This window comes from Pedobacter borealis DSM 19626 (assembly GCF_000708285.2).
GTDB lineage: Bacteria > Bacteroidota > Bacteroidia > Sphingobacteriales > Sphingobacteriaceae > Pedobacter > Pedobacter borealis.
Genome location: NZ_JAUG01000009.1, coordinates 1 through 17,401, shown reverse-complemented (window position 1 = coordinate 17,401; position 17,401 = coordinate 1). Strand labels below are relative to the sequence as shown.

Genomic DNA, 17,401 nt, shown 5'->3' with positions numbered 1-17,401 from the left:
ACTCCTTATTATAAGATATAGCCTTCACGATTAATTTCGTGGAGGTTTTTTTGTTTGTACCTTTGTTAAATGTTAGATTCTGCTTTTTTCGACCAAGTTTTTTGGGGCAATACCGTAAAAGCCTATTTCCTTTTCGGAGGTATACTTTTTTTAGGCTTAGTTTTTAAGAACATTGTTTCTAAGCTGTTAAGCAGGTTGCTGTTTAAACTTTTCAGAAACTTTTCAAATCAATCGCATAACGATGCTTTTGTTGCTTTATTGGTAAAACCCATTGAGGTTTTTATCCTTTTAACCACACTTTACCTTTCCATCAACCAGTTAAAACACCCGCTGGAGGTAGCCGTATTCCATTACAGCAAATTAATAGGTAAAGTTAAAGAATTAATACCTGTAACAATTGGCGATTGTATTGACCGGATATTTTTGTTTGGGATCATCCTGTCGATTTTTTGGATTATTTTAAGGATAATCGACTTCATTAGTCACGTTTTGCTCTATAAAGCTTCGCTTACCGACAATAAGGCCGACGATCAACTGGTTCCTTTCTTAAAGGAGCTTTTTAAAACCATTGTAATCTTTATTGGTTTTTTCACCCTTTTGGGTTTTGTTTTCGAGGTTAATGTGTTAACACTGATTACCGGATTAGGTATCGGTGGTATCGCCATTGCTTTGGCCGCTAAAGAGAGCTTAGAGAACCTAATAGGCTCATTCACCATTTTTTTAGATAAACCTTTTACTGTTGGCGACCTGGTAAAGGTTGACGGTGTAGAAGGAACGGTAGAAAAGGTTGGTTTCAGGAGTACCAGGATCAGAACTTCTGAGAAAACGATGGCTACCATACCCAATAGAGGAATGATTGATGGGGTTTTAGAAAATCTCTCGCTGAGGAATTCGCGGAAAGTATCCTTTATTATTGGGCTTACTTACGAAACCAATTCGGCATCGCTCAGAAAAATCATTAGCGAAATAGAAAGTGATATCAACGATCATCAGGGTACAAGTGATGATGGCAATGCTTCTTTTAAAAGCTTTGGCGATTCGGGTTTGAATGTTGAAGTTAACTATTTTGTAACTGTACTGGATTATGCCGAATTCCTTAAAATAAGACAGGAAATCAATCTCCAAATTATGGATATTGTTATCCGTAATAAATCGGATTTTGCCTACCCTACACAACGCTTAATCAGCGATAGGCCAGCTCCGGTAGGTAATAATGACGAGGTAGGTAATGATGCTATGGATTAGATGGAGTCTGTCTGTTGCTGACTTCCGTGGTCTGTGTCTCACAGATCGCAAAAGTGTAGTAACCGAGACAATTTGCTGTTCTTTTTTGGAAAGCAAGGGCATAGCTACTATTGAGGTTTGTTCCTGCTATTCACTTCAAGTCTCCACTGCGTTTCGAGCTTTCCGTTACTATCAGGTTTATTTGGCAGCCTTCGTGTTTCAAATCTTTTCAAATGCCCTGGTCTGAGTACCCACAGACCATCGGGCTAATTCTTATTTGTGATATAAAAAAAAGCCGCCCCGATTTTATATCGGGACGGCTTGTCTATATTTATAATATACGACCTTAGCTTAAGGTAGCTAATGTAGTGATGCCGCCTTTTACAACCTGGTTAAGTTCTACGTTAACTTTTGTGCCTATGGGTAAAAACACATCAACCCTCGAGCCGAATTTGATGAAACCAAATTGTTCAGCCTGTACTACCTGATCGCCTTCTTTTACATACCATACAATTCTGCGGGCCAAAGCACCGGCAATTTGACGGAACAATACAGGAGTACCGTTTTTATGCTCCACAACAGTTGTAGTACGTTCATTTTCTGTTGATGATTTTGGATTCCACGCAGCAAGATATTTTCCTGGGTGATATTTGAAGAACTTCACTACTCCCGAAATGGGGTTACGGTTAATGTGAACATTTATTGGCGACATAAAAATCGAAACCTGTAAACGTTTATCTTTAAAATATTCTCCTTCTTCTGTTTCTTCGATTACGACTACTTTGCCATCTGCCGGGCAGATAACCAGGTTTTCGCCCGAAGAAAAGCTGCGGCTCGGGTTACGGAAAAACTGTAGTACAATAATAAATAATGCAGCTGAAAAGATATAAATGAACCAGCGCAACCAGGTTATGTCGTGATATTTATAATCAACTATCGCGTTGATTACGAAGATAAACAATATGCTTAAGGCAATGGTGGTGTAGCCTTCTTTATGTATGGTCATTGTTTTAGAAATTATTGGGCAAAGGTGCGAAAAATAAATTAATCCAATCTAAAAATTATGCCTCGGTTGCTCTATAAATATCAGTCAGGTTTCTGCCAAGGCCATTATAATCTAATCCGTAACCCACAACAAATTCGTTAGGTATTTCAAAACCAACGTATTCCAATTCTTCAATTTCATATTTTAAAGCACTTGGTTTAAGCAAAAGAGAAGCTACTTTAATTGAAGCAGGATTTTTTTCTTTTATCGTTTTTAAAATATGCGTTAAGGTTAAGCCTGTATCAACAATATCTTCCACAATGATAATATCTCTGTCTTCGATGTTATCAGGCAATCCGATTAATTCTTTTACATTTCCCGAACTTGCTGTTCCTTCGTATGAGGCCACACGCATAAAAGCAACTTCGCAGGGTACGTTTATTTCCTTGATTAGATCGGCCATAAACAAAAAACTACCATTTAATACACCAATAAATAGCGGGCATTTACCCTCATAATCAACATTGATCTGGATGCCCAGTAAACGGATCCGTTTGTTTAAGGTATCGTTCTCTAAAAATATCTCGAACGCTTTATCCTCTACTTTTATTTTGTGCATGCTGCTGTTGAAAGTTTATTGTTGTTTAATTGTATAAATCGGTTAACTGGTTAATCGTTGGGTTTTAACTAAGAACTGGAAACTACCAATTGCAAACTTGGTCATGGTTAATTGTTTAAATCTGCTAATCATCTCTAAACGCCCAACGCTAAACCCCAAACTAATTTTGGTTAATTGTTTAATCATTTGGCTCAACTGTAACTGCCAATTGGAAACTGGTTACTACTTAGTCTTTTCCAATTCCTTTTGTCGTCTTCGTTCCTCTCTACGCTCCTGCCTCAATTGTTTTTTGGTTTTAGTGGTATCGGCTGGCGTGGTTATCTGTTTGCTTGTGGTATCTTTTTTAGATCCACCACCAAAAAGGCGTTCGAAGAAACTTTTATTTTTATCGTGTACAATTACAACTGGTAAGCCGTCTCCGTCATCATCAAATGCTGTAGTATCAATAACAGCCGTATCAGGTGCTAAATACTGGCGGAGGCCCTCTCTTAAACGTACATTATAGAAGCCATAGCCAGAAGTATCGCTCGCCACTAATCCTCTTCTTGCCATAATATTTCCCATAAACCTAAAATAGTTGAACATGTAAGGCTTCAAACTGCCATCAGCCATGAATTTATACATCGATGCCTTTGGTTTAGGAACAATACTCGCCAGGAACAATCCATCACCGATGGTTAAATCAGCAGGTTGTTTTCCAAAATAATAGCGCGAAGCCTCACCTATTCCATAAATATTCTGGCCTAGTTCCATAATGTTGAAATACACTTCGAGCATCCGTTGTTTGCTTACCAGGTGGTTATGCTCAATAAGCCAAACAATTAATATCTCCTCGGCTTTACGGGCCAAGGTTTTTTGACGGCTTAAATAAACGTTTTTAACCAGCTGCATACTGATGGTACTGCCACCGCGTTTAAATTTCTTTTCTTTAAAGTTTACGGCGATTGATTTACGGATCGATTCTTCAACAAAGCCGTTGTGCGTAAAAAATGACGGATCTTCTGCTGTTAAAACCGCATTGATAAAGTTTTTCGAAATTGACGATAAAGGTGTAAAATTTGGGTTTGATGGGCCTATGGTAATATCGCGCATCGGTTTGCCATACTCGTAAGGGGTATAAACAAATGAGCTGTTTATTTTTTGCAAATTGGTTTTACCCCATTGTACAATTTTGAAATCAACCGGTGTTAAGGTAGAGCTAAAGCGCACACTGTCTGGCACTTTGGTATCTAAATAAAAATTTAGGTTATATTTCACCTTTCCCTGTACTTTTAATCCTTCCAGCGATTCGAACAGGCCTTGCGGAAAAGCATCTAAAACCCCTTGTGCATCCTGTTCTTCGGCATTTAGCTTTAACTCATATATTTTGTTCTTTCCTAAAGTATATTTAACAAAAGGATGGATCTGTGCATTTTTTAGGTATGCTGTTGAGGTGCTGTCTAAAGCAATGAAATTAGGCCCAACTAAAATATCGGCATCCAGTTTTGCACTTTGTACAATGATATCGTTCGAAGCGATGCGCGGCTGATTAATTAGCATGTTTTTTACCGACCAGGAGCCAGAAATTTTATAATCGTCGCCGCTGTATTTCGCATTTTTAAGTTCGGTTTGTAAGGTGTCAAAATTGATTTTTGCGTGGAGCTTATTGTTTAAATAAGGTAATTCCAGTTTTTTTCCATCAGCATAAGCGGTAAAGCTTAATTCTTTGCTGCCTGGATTTACATATCCATCTACATGCCAGGTAGATTCGTTATTGTTTACATCAATGGTTGATTTTAAATCGCCGCCATCAATTGTAGCCGTTGTTGCAAAAGTCAACTTGGCTGTATCGTGGTCATTTAATTTAAATACCATGTTCTTCACATCCATATCGTCAGGGATTTTGTATAAAACCTGATTTAAGATGTTGCTGGCTATTTCTGGTAAGTTGGCTTTTCCATTGGCTTGGGTGCTGTCTTTTTTCTTACGCTTTAAGATGAAATCGATATTTGTGGTCGAATCTTTAAGTACAACACTTACAAAGCCATTGTTAAGTTTTACTTCTGAGAGTTTTACTTTGCCAAAAATAAGCGGGAAAAGCTTTACACCAACACTGAGTTCGCCAATATTAGAAAGCGTATCCCTATCTTTAGGAACAACAGAAATATTGGTCATTTTTACGGTGCTAAGCCCTGTAAAACCGGCCGATCCGATTTTAACCTCCAAACCATAATCCTTGTCGGCCTTGGCAATCGCTTTGGCCACCATTTTTTTAAGAAGTGCTTCCCTTTTGCTATAGGCTACCGCACCCAATGCAATACAAACAACTAAAAAAACACCTAAAATCCAGGCTCCGATTTTTAAATATTTTTTGGGGATCTTAATTTTTGGTATTCGCATATAGTCGTTAAAATGGTTAATTGCTTAAACGTAACAATTAAATGTTTATTTCGTGTTAAAATTACAGTTAAAAAGCCTAAATAAAAGTATTTGTGGCTATGTTTTGTTAATTTTGAATTTAAATTAATACCATGCAGATTAGCCCGCAACAAGTTTTAGATGCGCTTAAAAATGTTGAAGATCCCGATCTTAAAAAAGATCTGGTTACTTTAAACATGATTAAAGATTTACAGATAACAGATAACCAGGTCAATTTTACATTGGAGCTTACTACGCCGGCATGCCCGATGAAAGAAATGCTGAAAAACGCCTGTACAAATGCCATCAAGCATTTTGTATCGCCAACGGCAGAGGTAATCATCAATGTAACTTCGAGGGTTACCCAACCAAGCAATTCATCATCGTTAGATAACATCAAAAACATCATTTTGGTTTCATCTGGAAAAGGAGGAGTTGGTAAATCTACCGTAGCAAGTAACCTTGCAGTTGTATTGGCTAAAGATGGTGCCAAAGTTGGCCTTATCGATGCCGATATTTATGGGCCATCGGTACCCACCATGTTCGATCTCGTTGATGCGAAGCCAGGCGCTGAAGAAACAGCTGATGGTAAAACCAAAATTTTACCGATCGAAAAATACGGGATTAAATTATTATCGTTGGGCTTTTTTGCAGATCCGGGGCAACCAGTGCCATGGCGCGGACCAATGGCATCGAATGCAGTAAAACAATTGTTTAACGATACCAACTGGGGAGAGCTTGATTATCTGATCGTAGATCTTCCGCCGGGAACGGGCGATATCCACATCACCATTACGCAGAGTTTCCCAATTTCGGGAGCTGTTGTGGTTACGACACCTCAACAGGTTGCTTTGGCCGATACGCACAAAGGTTTGGCTATGTTCAGAATGCCGGGGATTAATATCCCAATTTTAGGCGTTATTGAAAACATGTCGTATTTTACACCAGCAGAATTGCCGGAGAATAAATATTATATCTTCGGAAAAGGTGGCGGTACCGAACTTGCCGCACGTTTTGATGTGCCATTTTTAGGCGAAATCCCGATCATACAAAGCATTTCGGAAGCTGGAGATAAAGGGAAACCGGTAGCACTAAACCAGAACCCTCTGCTTGATGTTATATTTGGAGATATTGCAAGTAAAATTGCTCAACAGATATCCATCAACAATGCGCAAATGGTGAATTGCTAAAAAATTACTATTTTTATAAATTAAAATATATATAATGAATTTAACAGAACAAGTAGAACAGGCATTGGAAACTATCAGGCCGTATTTAAAGGCTGATGGAGGTGATGTTTCTGTTGAAGAAATTACATCTGAAGGAACAGTAAAGCTTAAGCTTTTAGGCAACTGCGGTTCTTGCCCGATGAGTTTCATGACTATGAAATCTGGTATCGAACAAGCCATTATGAAAGCTGTTCCTCAGATCACTTCGGTAGTTGCCGTTAACATGGCCGAGCAAGATTAAGCTTTAACACTATTTAACAAGGAAGTTTTATTAATAAAATTACTTTTGTCTTAATGAGATATTGTGTTGCCCTAATTTGCCTTATTTTTTCTGTTACCGCTTTTGCACAACAAAAGCCGGCACAGGATAAACTTATCCAATTTTCAGGGATTATTACCGATATTGATAGCTCAAATGTGATTCCTTACGTTACCATTACCAATCTTTCAGCCAAGAGCAAAAGGGTTGGTGCTGATTACAGAGGATATTTTACCTTCATTGTAAATCCTGGCGATACCATCTTGTTCACCGCTATTGGTTACAAGAAATTTTCTACAGTAATTCCAGAAAGTACACCGGATAGCAAGTACACCATTATGGTGAAACTTAAGGCAAACGTGATCGATTTGCCATCAGTGCGTGTTTTTCCATGGGCAACAACAGAAGAATTTACCCGCGAGTTTTTGTCGATGAAACTGGCGGATGATGATATGGCCATAGCCAAAAAGAACCTTTCGCGCTCCTCAATTGATGGTTTAATTCAAACTTTACCGCGTGATGGACAGGAAATCGGAAGCCAAAACTATCGGTATAATTTCGATAGGATGATCAATAAAAACATGGTACAAACCAATCCCCTACTTAATCCTTTCGCCTGGGGTAAGCTGATGCAGCAGATTTTTGATGGGGATAAGAGTAGGACGAATTAGTCTGGAGTCTTAAGTTCGGAATCCCTAGTCTTGGATGCAGAAGACCAAACGCTATTTAATCATTATCTTAATTTATTTTAGTTAGCAGTCATCCTGAATTTATTTCAGGATTTATGCGGCTATAAAGATCCTGAAATAAATTCAGGATGACGACCGAGAGTAATTAATGCTGGTAGACCTTAAAACAAAAAAGGGAAAATGTTTCCATTTTCCCTCTGATATTTTACATCAAAACTTATCTTATCTTTTCTTACTCTTATTCGGAAACTTCATTTTGTAATCTGTTTTGATATTTCCTTTCGAAATCGCATCCAGTTTGCTTTTTAGCATGGTTTTGCGAAGAACACTTACTTTGTCTGTAAATAATTTTCCTTCAATATGATCATATTCATGTTGGATTACGCGTGCAGGCATTCCGTCTACATCTTCAGTATGTTCTACCCAGTTTTCATCAAAATAGGTAATTTTGACATTCGGCTTGCGCATAATGTTTTCACGGATGTCAGGAATACTTAAGCAGCCTTCGTTAAAACTCCAGGCCTCTCCCGTTTCTTCCAAAATTTCGGCATTGATAAATACCTTTTTGTAGCCCGGTGTGCCATCTTCATCTTCACCTGTATCAACAATAAACAAACGGATAGGCAAACCAATTTGAGGGGCAGCTAAGCCTACACCATTTGCATAATACATGGTGTCGAACATGTCGCTGATTAATTGTTTTAATCCAGGATAATCTTTATCGATATCGGTTCCTACCTTTTTTAAAACAGGATCGCCGTAAGCTACTATTGGTAATTTCATTGTATTATATTTTTTTCAGATCTCGATCTGAGCTTGTTAATTGTATGCAAGGTTGTCATTCTGAATGCAATGAAGAATCTCTAACATGGCAATTCTGGCTAAACAAGTTGCTGCTATATTTGCTTGAACTGCTGATCGGGTGAGATACTTCGTGCCTCAGTATGACAGCAAATTCTTCACAAAAATAAGAATTATTCCTCTATTGGGCAGAAAGTAAAGATATTCAGTTGCTCGATATTTAAAATCTCATCCGTAACTTCTGCCATTTGCTTGGTGGTAACTGCATTTATTTTCTCAAAAACAGTTTCCAGAGAATCGATTTTGTTATGGTCGATCAGGCTTTTAGCCATCGAAATGATTAAACCGATCCTGTTTTCCTCTCCCAAAGCAATCTGACCGATAAATTTGTTTTTGGCTTTTTGTAACTGCAATTCATTTAAAGGATGTTCTCTGAGCTTTTTGATCTCCTTAAAGATTAAAGAGAGTGCTTTGGCCTGCTTTTCTTTATCTGTTCCAAAATAAATGGAAAAAATACCTGTATCGCTCAGTGGTGAGAAATTAGATTCGATGGTATAGGCTATTCCGTATTTCTCTCTGATCTGCAGGTTTAACACCGAACTCATTCCGTTACCGCCGAAGTAATTGTTCAATAGCATTAAAGGTACTTTTTGCGATTGGTGTGTAGAATAGGCCTGCCTGCCTAAAATACAGTGTGCCTGCATAATCGGCTTGTAGATAGTCGTATTGTTTTGTGCGATTATACCTGGTTTAACCCTTTCTTTGTTTGGATTATTCTCTTCAACATCAGCAAAATGTTTACTCCCTTTATTTACAACACTATTTAGGGTGTAATTGCCTAAAACGGCTACCACAATTTCGTTTGTGCGGTAATTGGCCTTTATGAAATTGATTACATCCTCCCTGGTAAAATGCTGAACGGATTCGGTTGTGCCCAAAATGTTATTGCCCAGGGCATGGCCAGCGAAAAGCATATCCTCAAAGTCATCATTAATGGCTTCTTCCGGTTGATCGAGGTAAGAAGAGATTTCATCCAGGATTACACTTTTTTCTTTATCCATTTCCTCTTCGGGAAATGTTGAGTGGAACAGAATATCGTTGAAAAGATCTAATGTTCTATCTAAATATGGATTTAAAAAGGAGGCGTGCACGCAGGTGTATTCTTTTGTAGTATAGGCATTTAGATCTGCCCCAACACTCTCCAAACGATTTAATATCTGGTTGGTGCTCCGTTTTTCGGTACGCTTAAAAATCAAATGCTCAATAAAGTGTGCTAAACCCGCTTTGTTTTCAGGCTCATCGCGCGATCCTGTGTTGACGATGATGCATGCGTGAGATATGGCAGAGGCCGAGGGCACATGCAGTAAGCGTATGCCGTTTGGCAAAGTGTGAACATTGTATTCCATTGGGGGGCAAAGATAAGGCTAATTGCTTACAAAGCCTCTGTATCTGGGTATTGCAATTGTAAAGCGGAAATCAATTTATCTTTAGTTGGCCTTTTGAGTACCAAAAAAATAAAATTAGCAACACCAAATATTAAAAAGAAAGAGTTATGTGTTATAAAAAAACCAACAATATTGAAAAGAGCACCCCCTTCCAGCATTGCCGAACTAATGATAAACGCACTTTGATACATGTTAATCTTTGTATCGGCAGGAGCTTTTTTGTCGATTTTTGCCATTAAGTTTCTGTGAAAAAAGATGCTCGCCGAGATGGTGATCAATCCCATAATTGGAAATATTGGGTTAAAAGGCGAAGTGGTTTTAGGGTTGGCATCAAAAAACATGATTTCGCGGTTGAGAAAAATGGTTACTAATGCAAAGAGGAAAACGCCAGCGCATAAAGCAAGGTGGATGGTTTGGAGTGTTTTTAGTTTAGTGTTCATTGTGGGATGCTATAAGTTTTGATTGATTATTTTAAAAGTCCGTCCTCTCGACCGCAGTGGAGAGATCTGCATATAGATTTAAATAAAAGTATCGTCATTGCGAGGTACAAAGCAATCTTACAACGATCGTTACCGGCGTGCGCATTAAGATTGCTTCGTCGGCTGAAAAAGCCTTCTTGCAATGACGAATTTGTTGAAAATTATTTCGTTATTCCCTCCAATGAGAATAAAAACGCCCAGCGCAACGAAACATCTTTTAAATAATCGAAACGGCCTGACGCGCCGCCATGACCAAATTCCATATTGGTTTTAAGCAATAATACATTCTTATCAGTTTTGGTCGCCCTTAATTTGGCTACCCATTTAGCAGGTTCGAAATACTGTACCTGGCTATCGTGTAAACCCGTAGTAACCAACATGTTAGGATAGGCCTTTTTCTCTACATTTTCATAAGGAGAGTAGCTTTTCATATAATCGTAAGCTGCTTTTTGTTTCGGATTTCCCCACTCGTCGAACTCGTTGGTCGTTAATGGAATGCTTTCATCCAACATGGTGTTAATTACATCAACAAAAGGAACATCAGCAATAATACCGTTCCATAAATCGGGGGCCATATTAGCCACAGCGCCCATTAATAAACCACCTGCGCTACCGCCATGTGCATACAAATGGCCTTTTGAAGTATATTTCTGATCAACAAGATACTCACCTGCTGAAATAAAATCGGTAAAGGTATTTTTCTTTTTCATCAATTTACCGTCTTCATACCATTGGCGTCCCATTTCTTGTCCACCGCGGATGTTGGCAATGGCGAAAACAAAGCCACGGTTTAACAAGCTTAATCTTGGTGAAGAGAAGTTTGCGTCTGTACTCGATCCATAAGATCCATAAGCGTAAAGCAGCAATGGTGCATGGCCGTTCTTTTCAAACCCCTTTTTGTAAACCAAAGCAATTGGGATTTTTGTGCCATCTTTTGCTGTCGCGAAAACGCGTTCCGTTGCATAATCTTTAGGATCGTAACCACCAACAACTTCCTGCTGTTTCATTAGTTTTTTATCCTTTTTCTCGAGGTCGTAATCGTAAACTGAGTTTGGTGTGGTTAGAGAGGTGTACGAATAACGCAGTGTTTTGCTGTTATATTCTGGATTTGCGCCAACACCGGCAGCGTAAACAGGTTCATCAAACTTGATATAATAATCGCTACCATCTTTCTTCAGTACGCGTAGCTCGGTTAAGCCATTTTTACGTTCTGATAATACCAGATGGTCTTTAAATTCTTCTCCATATTCGAGTAAAACATCTTTGCGGTTTGGAATAACCTCTTTCCAGTTTTCTTTTTCTGTTTTATCCAGCGGGCATTGCATCAAACGGAAGTTTTTGGCATTCCAGTTGGTTATGATGTAAAACTTATCATCTACGGTTAAAATATCATATAAAACATCTTTTGAGCGGGGCGAAAATACTTTAAACGCTGCCTCTGGATGATCGGCATCAATCATTCTGTATTCAGCAGTCAATGTCCCTTGCGAGCCAATAAAAATATAACGTCCGTTTTTCGATTTCATCACGCCAATATAGTTGCTGTTGTCTTTTTCATTGTAAACAACTGCATCTGTCTTAGCATCGGTGCCAAGTGTGTGTCTTTTAATTTTTTCACTTAATAGTGTAATGGGGTTTTTCGAAGTATAGAAAAGTGTTTTATTGTCATTCGCCCATGCTACCCCACCTTCGCTGTTGGTAATGGCATCTTTCAGCATTTCGCCGGTTTCTAAATTTTTAACATTGATGGTGTATTGGCGGCGCGAAACCTGATCTACTCCAAAAGCTAAAAGTTTATTGTCGGGACTAACACTAAATCCGGTTGCGCTGTAATAGGCATGGCCTTTTGCCAGTTTATCTACATCTAACAGTATTTCCTCCGTGGCTGACAAGCTCCCTTTTTTACGACAATACTTAAAATACTGTTGCCCATCTTCGGTCCTCGTGTAATAGAAATAGCCATTTTTGAAAACAGGAACAGATTCGTCTTTTTCTTTAATCCTACCTTTCATTTCTTTAAACAGATCGGCCTGAAACTGATCTGTACTTTTCATCATCGTGTTCAGATAGGTGTTTTCGGCCTTTAAATAATCGACAACCTTTGTACTATCAGGACCTTTTTTAAAGTAATCAATCATCCAATAGTAGTTATCTACCACGGTATCGCCATGTATTGTTCTTTTATGCGGAATAATCTCTGCTATAGGAGCCTTGGCATCGGGCCATTTAATTGCTTTCATTTCTTGCTTTTGAGGATGGTTACAAGCCGTAATTGCACTGAGCAATATTATGCCTGGTAAGATACGTTTCATAGTGGTTTGAGTTAGGGTGAATGCAATTTAGTGAATTAGTTCAATAATTCATTAGCGATTGGTTCAGTAGTTCACTTGTCATTTGTTCATTGGTAACGTTGCGGTTAACTGGTTAAATCGGTTAATTGGCTCCAAACTAATTGGTTCAATAGTTCATTTGTCATTGGTTCATTTGTAGATATAATGCAGAAAGAAAATCGCATATGCTTGAAGATTGATTATTATTCATTGATATGTGGATTCAAGACTGAGGGCTTCCGACTCGGGACTTCTCCTCATTACTATTTTTGTAAAAATCCATTATGCCCATAGATAATCATCTGAATTAGAAAAATTGATGGTAAATTGCCACATCAAATTGCTTGAAAATAATAATGAAATTAGGGTACAAAAAAATAGTTGTTAAAGTTGGTTCGAATGTAATTACACAGGCGAATGGGTTACCTGATGAAGCAAGGATTAAACACCTTGTGAATCAACTGGCCGATATAAAAAAACTTGGTATTGAGGTTATTTTGGTTTCTTCGGGTGCGGTAGCATCAGGCAGAAGTTTGATCAAGGTATCTGAAAAACAAGATGCTGTAACTACCCGACAATTATTAGCAGCCATTGGTCAGGTTAAACTGATTAATACCTACGCTAATTTTTTTGCAGCACATGAAATTCAATGTGCACAGGTTTTGGTTACCAAAGAAGATTTCCGTGACCGGGCACATTATTTAAACATGAAAAACTGCTTACAGATTTTGCTTCAAAATGAGGTAATTCCTGTGGTGAATGAAAACGATGTAGTTTCGGTTACTGAACTGATGTTTACCGATAATGATGAACTGGCTGGATTAATTGCTTCGATGTTAAATGCTGACGCCTTGATTATCCTATCGAATGTAAACGGGATTTACAATGGTGATCCGAAAATTGAAGGATCGGCTGTTATTGAGGAAATTAATGGCTCGGTTGCTAACCTAGCGTCCTTTATCCAAACGGGTAAATCGCAATTTGGCCGTGGCGGTATGATCACTAAATCGACCATGGCACAAAAAGTAGCAAAACTGGGCATCACAGTCCATATTGCCAACGGAACGCAAGATGATGTGCTCACTTCTTTGCTAAACAATGAACTGGTGCATACGCGCTTTGTTCCCGAAAAAAGTAAATCGGGCAAGAAAAAATGGATTGCCCACTCTGAAACTGCCGCAACAGGCATTGTGAAATTAAACGATGGCGCAAAAACGGTATTAACCTCCGGTAAAGCCACCAGTTTATTGCCCGTAGGGATTGTCGAAATACAAACAGACTTTTTAAAAGGCGATATTATTAAAATTATTGACGAAGAAAATAACCTTATAGGATTGGGAATAGCGGAATACGGATCAGATAAAGCGAGAGAACGCATCGGACAGAAGAAACAGAAAGCGCTGGTACATTACGATTATTTTTACTCGGCTATTTAAAGGTTTAACCACAGCGCACACAGAGAAAAAATCACAGAGGGACACAGAGTTAATCAAATTCTCTCTCTTTCCTCTGTGTAATGCTTGGCGGCCTCTGTGGTAGAAAAAGGACAAAATGGATTATAAACAATACTTCGAAAAGGCAAAACAAGCAAGTCGTACCCTGGTTAGCCTTGGTAAAGAAACGACAGATGCAGTTCTAAGAGATCTGGCTGAGGCTTTGGTCGCCAATACAGCATTAATTCTTGCTGAAAATGTAAAAGATTTAGCCAAAATGCCTATCGAAGATCCCAAATACGACAGGCTAAAGTTGAGTGCAACGCGCATTGCTGATGTTGCGAACGATCTTCGAAATGTTGCAGGTTTAAGTAGCCCATTGGGTAAAATTCTCTCAGATAAAACGCTGGAAAACCAACTTCATATACAAAAAGTTAGTGTGCCTTTAGGTGTTGTAGGTGTGATTTACGAAGCGCGTCCAAATGTTACTGCTGATGTATTTTCGCTCTGTTTTAAAACTGGAAACGTTGCTGTGCTTAAAGGAGGCAGTGATGCTGAATTTTCGAATCTGGCTATCGCAAAGGTGATACACGAGGTTTTGGATAAGCATAAAATCAATCGCAATGTTTTAACCCTATTGCCAGCCGAAAGAGCCGCAACCGAAGCTCTATTGAACGCAAGAGGTTTTGTAGATGTTTTGATCCCGAGGGGAAGTCAATCGTTAATTAATTACGTTCGCGAAAACAGTAAAATCCCTGTTATTGAAACCGGAGCTGGGATTGTACATACTTATTTTGACGAGACGGGCGATCTAGAGAAAGGCAAAGCAATTATTTTTAATGCAAAAACCAGAAGGGTAAGTGTTTGTAATTCGCTTGACTGTGTACTAATTAATCAAAATCGGCTTAATGATCTGGCTGCTCTTTTATCTCCCCTAGCTGATGGTGATGTTGAGTTATATGCTGATGAAAAAAGTTTTGAGCTATTAAAAGCTTCTTATCCTGAACAATTGTTAAATCAGGCTAGGCCAGAACATTTTGGCACGGAGTTTTTATCGTTAAAGCTAGCTGTTAAAGTAGTGGCTGATTTAGCTGAAGCTTTGAACCACATTGCCGATTATAGCTCTAAACATAGCGAAGCCATTATTTCTGAAGATGCCGCTAATATTGCCCAATTTTTAAACGAAGTAGATGCTGCTGCGGTTTATGCCAATGCTTCTACCGGATTTACGGATGGTGCACAGTTTGGCCTTGGTGCTGAAATTGGTATCAGCACACAAAAACTCCATGCCCGCGGACCAATGGGGCTGGAAGAATTAACCAGTTATAAATGGGTGGTAAGAGGTGACGGGCAAGTACGTGGATGATAGATTTATTGTCATTCTGAGCGTAGCGAAGAATCTCTTTTTTGGTTGATGGTTAATGGATCATAGTTTATTAGCCGTGATGGCCATCAACTATGATCCAAAAGACCATGGACTATTGACCCAATGAACAACCTATAACTCAAAAACCTCTCCTCTTTCTGGCACGGCAACATTAAAGCCATCTTCTTGTAAAGCCAATGATAAACTTTTGAGGCTTTTATCTTCACCATGAACCAAGAAAACTTTTTTGGGCTGCCCTGTCTGTTTAATTGTTTTCACTAAATCGTTATGATCGCCATGGCCACTGAGCAGATCAGTTTGGTGTATCGTGGCGTAAACCATCATTTCCCGGTCTTTAATGCGGACAATAGGTGCCCCGCTTAATAGCTTGTAACCGAGTGTTCCTTTGGCGCAGTAGCCAATAAAAAGAATGGTGCAATAATAGTTCTGAATGTTGTAGTACAAGTGATCCTGGATCCGCCCACCTTCTAACATGCCTGCAGAAGAAATAATGATACAAGGATCGAAATAATTGGAAACATCTTTACTTTCTTTCATTGTTTGAACGTAAGCCAGATGCTCAAATTCAAATTCATCGCCCATGGTCTGGTAAAAATCTTTCGCTTCCTGATTTACCAGGTTATGGTGTTTGCGGTAAACCTCGGTAGCTTGGATGGCCATGGGACTATCTACAAAAATCTGAATAGGTGGCAACAGTTTTTTGGTGAAAATCTGGTTTAAGGCAAATACCAACGATTGCGTACGGCCAATGCTAAATGCAGGAATAATCAATCGCCCAGGGCTTTTAATGCAGGCTTCGGTAATTTCCTGAACCAATCTTTCCTCTAAGGTCTGGTCTTTGGTGTGCATCCTCCCGCCATAGGTTGCTTCACTTACCAGGTAGTCAACCTGTGGCAGCGGCTCAGGGTTAACCAATACGGGGTAGTTCTCTCTGCCAATGTCGCCTGTAAAAGCAATTTTCTTCTCTACGCCATCGTCATTGATGGTTAAAATAGCTGCCGCGGCACCAAGTAGGTGGCCAACAGGCACAAATGTTAGACTAATATCACCGTTGATCTTGAAAGGATTGTTAAATGCAATGGTTACAAAACGATCGATCGTATCCATTACATGTTTGTGCAGGTACAAAGGTTTTGGTCCGCTAAAATTGCCGCGTTTAGTTCTGGGTTTTCGGCCGGCCTTCCTTAAGAAAAGTTCTACAGAATCGAATAATAGTATCGATGTAAGATCGGCTGTTGGTGGTGTACAGAGCACCTGACCTTCAAAACCCAATCGAACCAATGTAGGTAAATTACCAGAGTGATCGACATGGGCATGAGTTAAAATTACCAGGTTTATGCTTGCCGGATCGAAAGGGAATTGCTGGTTTTCTTCCTGGTAGGTTTCCTTCTCATAATCTAATCCACAATCTATCAGTATTTTATAATGTCCAACTTCTAGCAGGTGCATACTCCCTGTTACCTGTTGTGCTGCGCCCCAAAACGTTAACTTCATCTTCTTATCTATCGCGTAAGTTCTTTAGCCGTAAAGTAATATAAATGATGGGATTTTTAAACAATCAAGCGTAATTTTTTAATTATTGTTTAACCACAGCGTTCACCGAGAAAGCTCACAGAGCGACACAGAATTAATGGCAATTCTTTTATCATGTAAACTCAGAACTCTATCTCTCCTGAATTTGGACTTATTTATAGTTCATTTTCTTCCCTAAATTTGAGTCCCCTCGATATTTCACTTTTTGCCTCTTCCGAAAAATCTTCTAAATCAGCTGGTGTAATGATTTTATCTACAAGCATAGCAATTACAGTATCTAAAAACCATGAATTTCTAAGCCCGTCGTATCTTCTGGCGATGTGTTTATCGAAATCTGTTACAGCGGTAAAAATTTTATAATAATCGTCCCTATTATCTTCAGGCTGTTGTTTTTTCCATTGGTCTAAAATTTCGGAGAATACCTGCATTTCTTTTTTTAGTTCCCGTTGTAAAGCTACCTCGAATAACTTTCTGGCAACTTTGTTGTCTGCTTTAGAAAAACTCATGTTCATAATTAAATTATAATGTAAAGATAAGAATGTCTTATATATTCCAGGGAAATCGCTTTTAACTTTTCTCTGATAATTCTTC

At 38.8% G+C, this 17,401-nt stretch carries 15 protein-coding genes; 6 read left to right on the top strand and 9 right to left on the bottom strand.

The window, feature by feature from the left end:
- Window positions 1-69 precede the first annotated feature (69 nt).
- Window positions 70-1,245, top strand: a complete 1,176-nt coding sequence (locus AW17_RS04305; RefSeq protein ID WP_029274889.1) for a mechanosensitive ion channel family protein — start codon at window positions 70-72, stop codon at window positions 1,243-1,245.
- A gap of 325 nt (window positions 1,246-1,570) precedes the next feature.
- Here the strand turns inward: AW17_RS04305 and AW17_RS04300 are convergent, their stop codons facing one another.
- From AW17_RS04300 to AW17_RS04290, 3 genes are all read right to left on the bottom strand, one after another.
- A complete protein-coding gene (locus tag AW17_RS04300; RefSeq protein WP_029274888.1) occupies window positions 1,571-2,230 on the bottom strand; it encodes a phosphatidylserine decarboxylase family protein in 660 nt (219 codons plus the stop codon).
- 55 nt (window positions 2,231-2,285) lie between these two features.
- Window positions 2,286-2,828: a hypoxanthine phosphoribosyltransferase gene (gene hpt, locus AW17_RS04295; protein ID WP_029274887.1), complete on the bottom strand. Its 543-nt coding sequence runs from the start codon at window positions 2,826-2,828 to the stop codon at window positions 2,286-2,288.
- A gap of 222 nt (window positions 2,829-3,050) precedes the next feature.
- The gene (locus AW17_RS04290) at window positions 3,051-5,207 is read right to left on the bottom strand and encodes a transglycosylase domain-containing protein (RefSeq protein WP_029274886.1); all 2,157 of its coding nucleotides are present in this window, start codon (window positions 5,205-5,207) and stop codon (window positions 3,051-3,053) included.
- Window positions 5,208-5,338: 131 nt separating this feature from the next.
- On the opposite strand from AW17_RS04290, the gene AW17_RS04285 reads away from it, so the two are divergent.
- Genes AW17_RS04285 through AW17_RS04275 form a run of 3 tightly spaced genes read left to right on the top strand, consistent with a single transcriptional unit; the run spans window position 5,339 to window position 7,384 of the window.
- Entirely contained in the window at window positions 5,339-6,415 is a 1,077-nt protein-coding gene (locus tag AW17_RS04285) for an Mrp/NBP35 family ATP-binding protein (protein WP_029274885.1), read from the top strand.
- Window positions 6,416-6,449: 34 nt separating this feature from the next.
- On the top strand, window positions 6,450-6,695 hold the full coding sequence (locus AW17_RS04280) for a NifU family protein (protein ID WP_029274884.1): 246 nt from the start codon (window positions 6,450-6,452) through the stop codon (window positions 6,693-6,695).
- 53 nt (window positions 6,696-6,748) lie between these two features.
- Window positions 6,749-7,384 (top strand): peptidase associated/transthyretin-like domain-containing protein, encoded by a 636-nt coding sequence (locus tag AW17_RS04275; RefSeq protein ID WP_029274883.1) that lies wholly within the window; start codon window positions 6,749-6,751, stop codon window positions 7,382-7,384.
- 240 nt (window positions 7,385-7,624) lie between these two features.
- Here the strand turns inward: AW17_RS04275 and def are convergent, their stop codons facing one another.
- The 4 genes from def to AW17_RS04255 all read right to left on the bottom strand — a co-directional run bounded on the left by def (window position 7,625) and on the right by AW17_RS04255 (window position 12,439).
- Window positions 7,625-8,185 carry a peptide deformylase gene (gene def / locus AW17_RS04270; RefSeq protein WP_029274882.1) on the bottom strand — a complete coding sequence of 187 codons (561 nt, stop codon included), beginning with the start codon at window positions 8,183-8,185 and terminating at the stop codon, window positions 7,625-7,627.
- 191 nt (window positions 8,186-8,376) lie between these two features.
- Window positions 8,377-9,609 (bottom strand): M16 family metallopeptidase, encoded by a 1,233-nt coding sequence (locus AW17_RS04265; protein WP_029274881.1) that lies wholly within the window; start codon window positions 9,607-9,609, stop codon window positions 8,377-8,379.
- A 26-nt stretch (window positions 9,610-9,635) separates the two neighbouring features.
- Complete coding sequence (locus tag AW17_RS04260; RefSeq protein ID WP_029274880.1) at window positions 9,636-10,088, bottom strand: hypothetical protein; 453 nt, start codon at window positions 10,086-10,088, stop codon at window positions 9,636-9,638.
- Between the two features lie 200 nt (window positions 10,089-10,288).
- Entirely contained in the window at window positions 10,289-12,439 is a 2,151-nt protein-coding gene (locus tag AW17_RS04255) for a S9 family peptidase (protein WP_029274879.1), read from the bottom strand.
- Window positions 12,440-12,813: 374 nt separating this feature from the next.
- On the opposite strand from AW17_RS04255, the gene proB reads away from it, so the two are divergent.
- On the top strand, window positions 12,814-13,893 hold the full coding sequence (proB, locus tag AW17_RS04250) for a glutamate 5-kinase (protein WP_029274878.1): 1,080 nt from the start codon (window positions 12,814-12,816) through the stop codon (window positions 13,891-13,893).
- Window positions 13,894-14,008: 115 nt separating this feature from the next.
- On the top strand, window positions 14,009-15,256 hold the full coding sequence (locus AW17_RS04245) for a glutamate-5-semialdehyde dehydrogenase (protein WP_029274877.1): 1,248 nt from the start codon (window positions 14,009-14,011) through the stop codon (window positions 15,254-15,256).
- Window positions 15,257-15,388: 132 nt separating this feature from the next.
- On the opposite strand, the gene AW17_RS04240 is transcribed toward AW17_RS04245, so the two are convergent.
- Complete coding sequence (locus AW17_RS04240; protein WP_029274876.1) at window positions 15,389-16,771, bottom strand: MBL fold metallo-hydrolase RNA specificity domain-containing protein; 1,383 nt, start codon at window positions 16,769-16,771, stop codon at window positions 15,389-15,391.
- 194 nt (window positions 16,772-16,965) lie between these two features.
- Window positions 16,966-17,401: hypothetical protein (locus AW17_RS04235; protein ID WP_036669026.1), on the bottom strand; the 436-nt coding region annotated here is incomplete at its 5' end.

Excerpts from the sequence above, each read along its gene's own strand:
- AW17_RS04305 (WP_029274889.1), top strand. The coding sequence starts at position 70 with ATGTTAGATTCTGCTTTTTTCGACCAAGTTTTTTGGGGCAATACCGTA.
- AW17_RS04300 (WP_029274888.1), bottom strand. The coding sequence starts at position 2,230 with ATGACCATACATAAAGAAGGCTACACCACCATTGCCTTAAGCATATTG.
- hpt (WP_029274887.1), bottom strand. The coding sequence starts at position 2,828 with ATGCACAAAATAAAAGTAGAGGATAAAGCGTTCGAGATATTTTTAGAG.
- AW17_RS04290 (WP_029274886.1), bottom strand. The coding sequence starts at position 5,207 with ATGCGAATACCAAAAATTAAGATCCCCAAAAAATATTTAAAAATCGGA.
- AW17_RS04285 (WP_029274885.1), top strand. The coding sequence starts at position 5,339 with ATGCAGATTAGCCCGCAACAAGTTTTAGATGCGCTTAAAAATGTTGAA.
- AW17_RS04280 (WP_029274884.1), top strand. The coding sequence starts at position 6,450 with ATGAATTTAACAGAACAAGTAGAACAGGCATTGGAAACTATCAGGCCG.
- AW17_RS04275 (WP_029274883.1), top strand. The coding sequence starts at position 6,749 with ATGAGATATTGTGTTGCCCTAATTTGCCTTATTTTTTCTGTTACCGCT.
- def (WP_029274882.1), bottom strand. The coding sequence starts at position 8,185 with ATGAAATTACCAATAGTAGCTTACGGCGATCCTGTTTTAAAAAAGGTA.
- AW17_RS04265 (WP_029274881.1), bottom strand. The coding sequence starts at position 9,609 with ATGGAATACAATGTTCACACTTTGCCAAACGGCATACGCTTACTGCAT.
- AW17_RS04260 (WP_029274880.1), bottom strand. The coding sequence starts at position 10,088 with ATGAACACTAAACTAAAAACACTCCAAACCATCCACCTTGCTTTATGC.
- AW17_RS04255 (WP_029274879.1), bottom strand. The coding sequence starts at position 12,439 with ATGAAACGTATCTTACCAGGCATAATATTGCTCAGTGCAATTACGGCT.
- proB (WP_029274878.1), top strand. The coding sequence starts at position 12,814 with ATGAAATTAGGGTACAAAAAAATAGTTGTTAAAGTTGGTTCGAATGTA.
- AW17_RS04245 (WP_029274877.1), top strand. The coding sequence starts at position 14,009 with ATGGATTATAAACAATACTTCGAAAAGGCAAAACAAGCAAGTCGTACC.
- AW17_RS04240 (WP_029274876.1), bottom strand. The coding sequence starts at position 16,771 with ATGAAGTTAACGTTTTGGGGCGCAGCACAACAGGTAACAGGGAGTATG.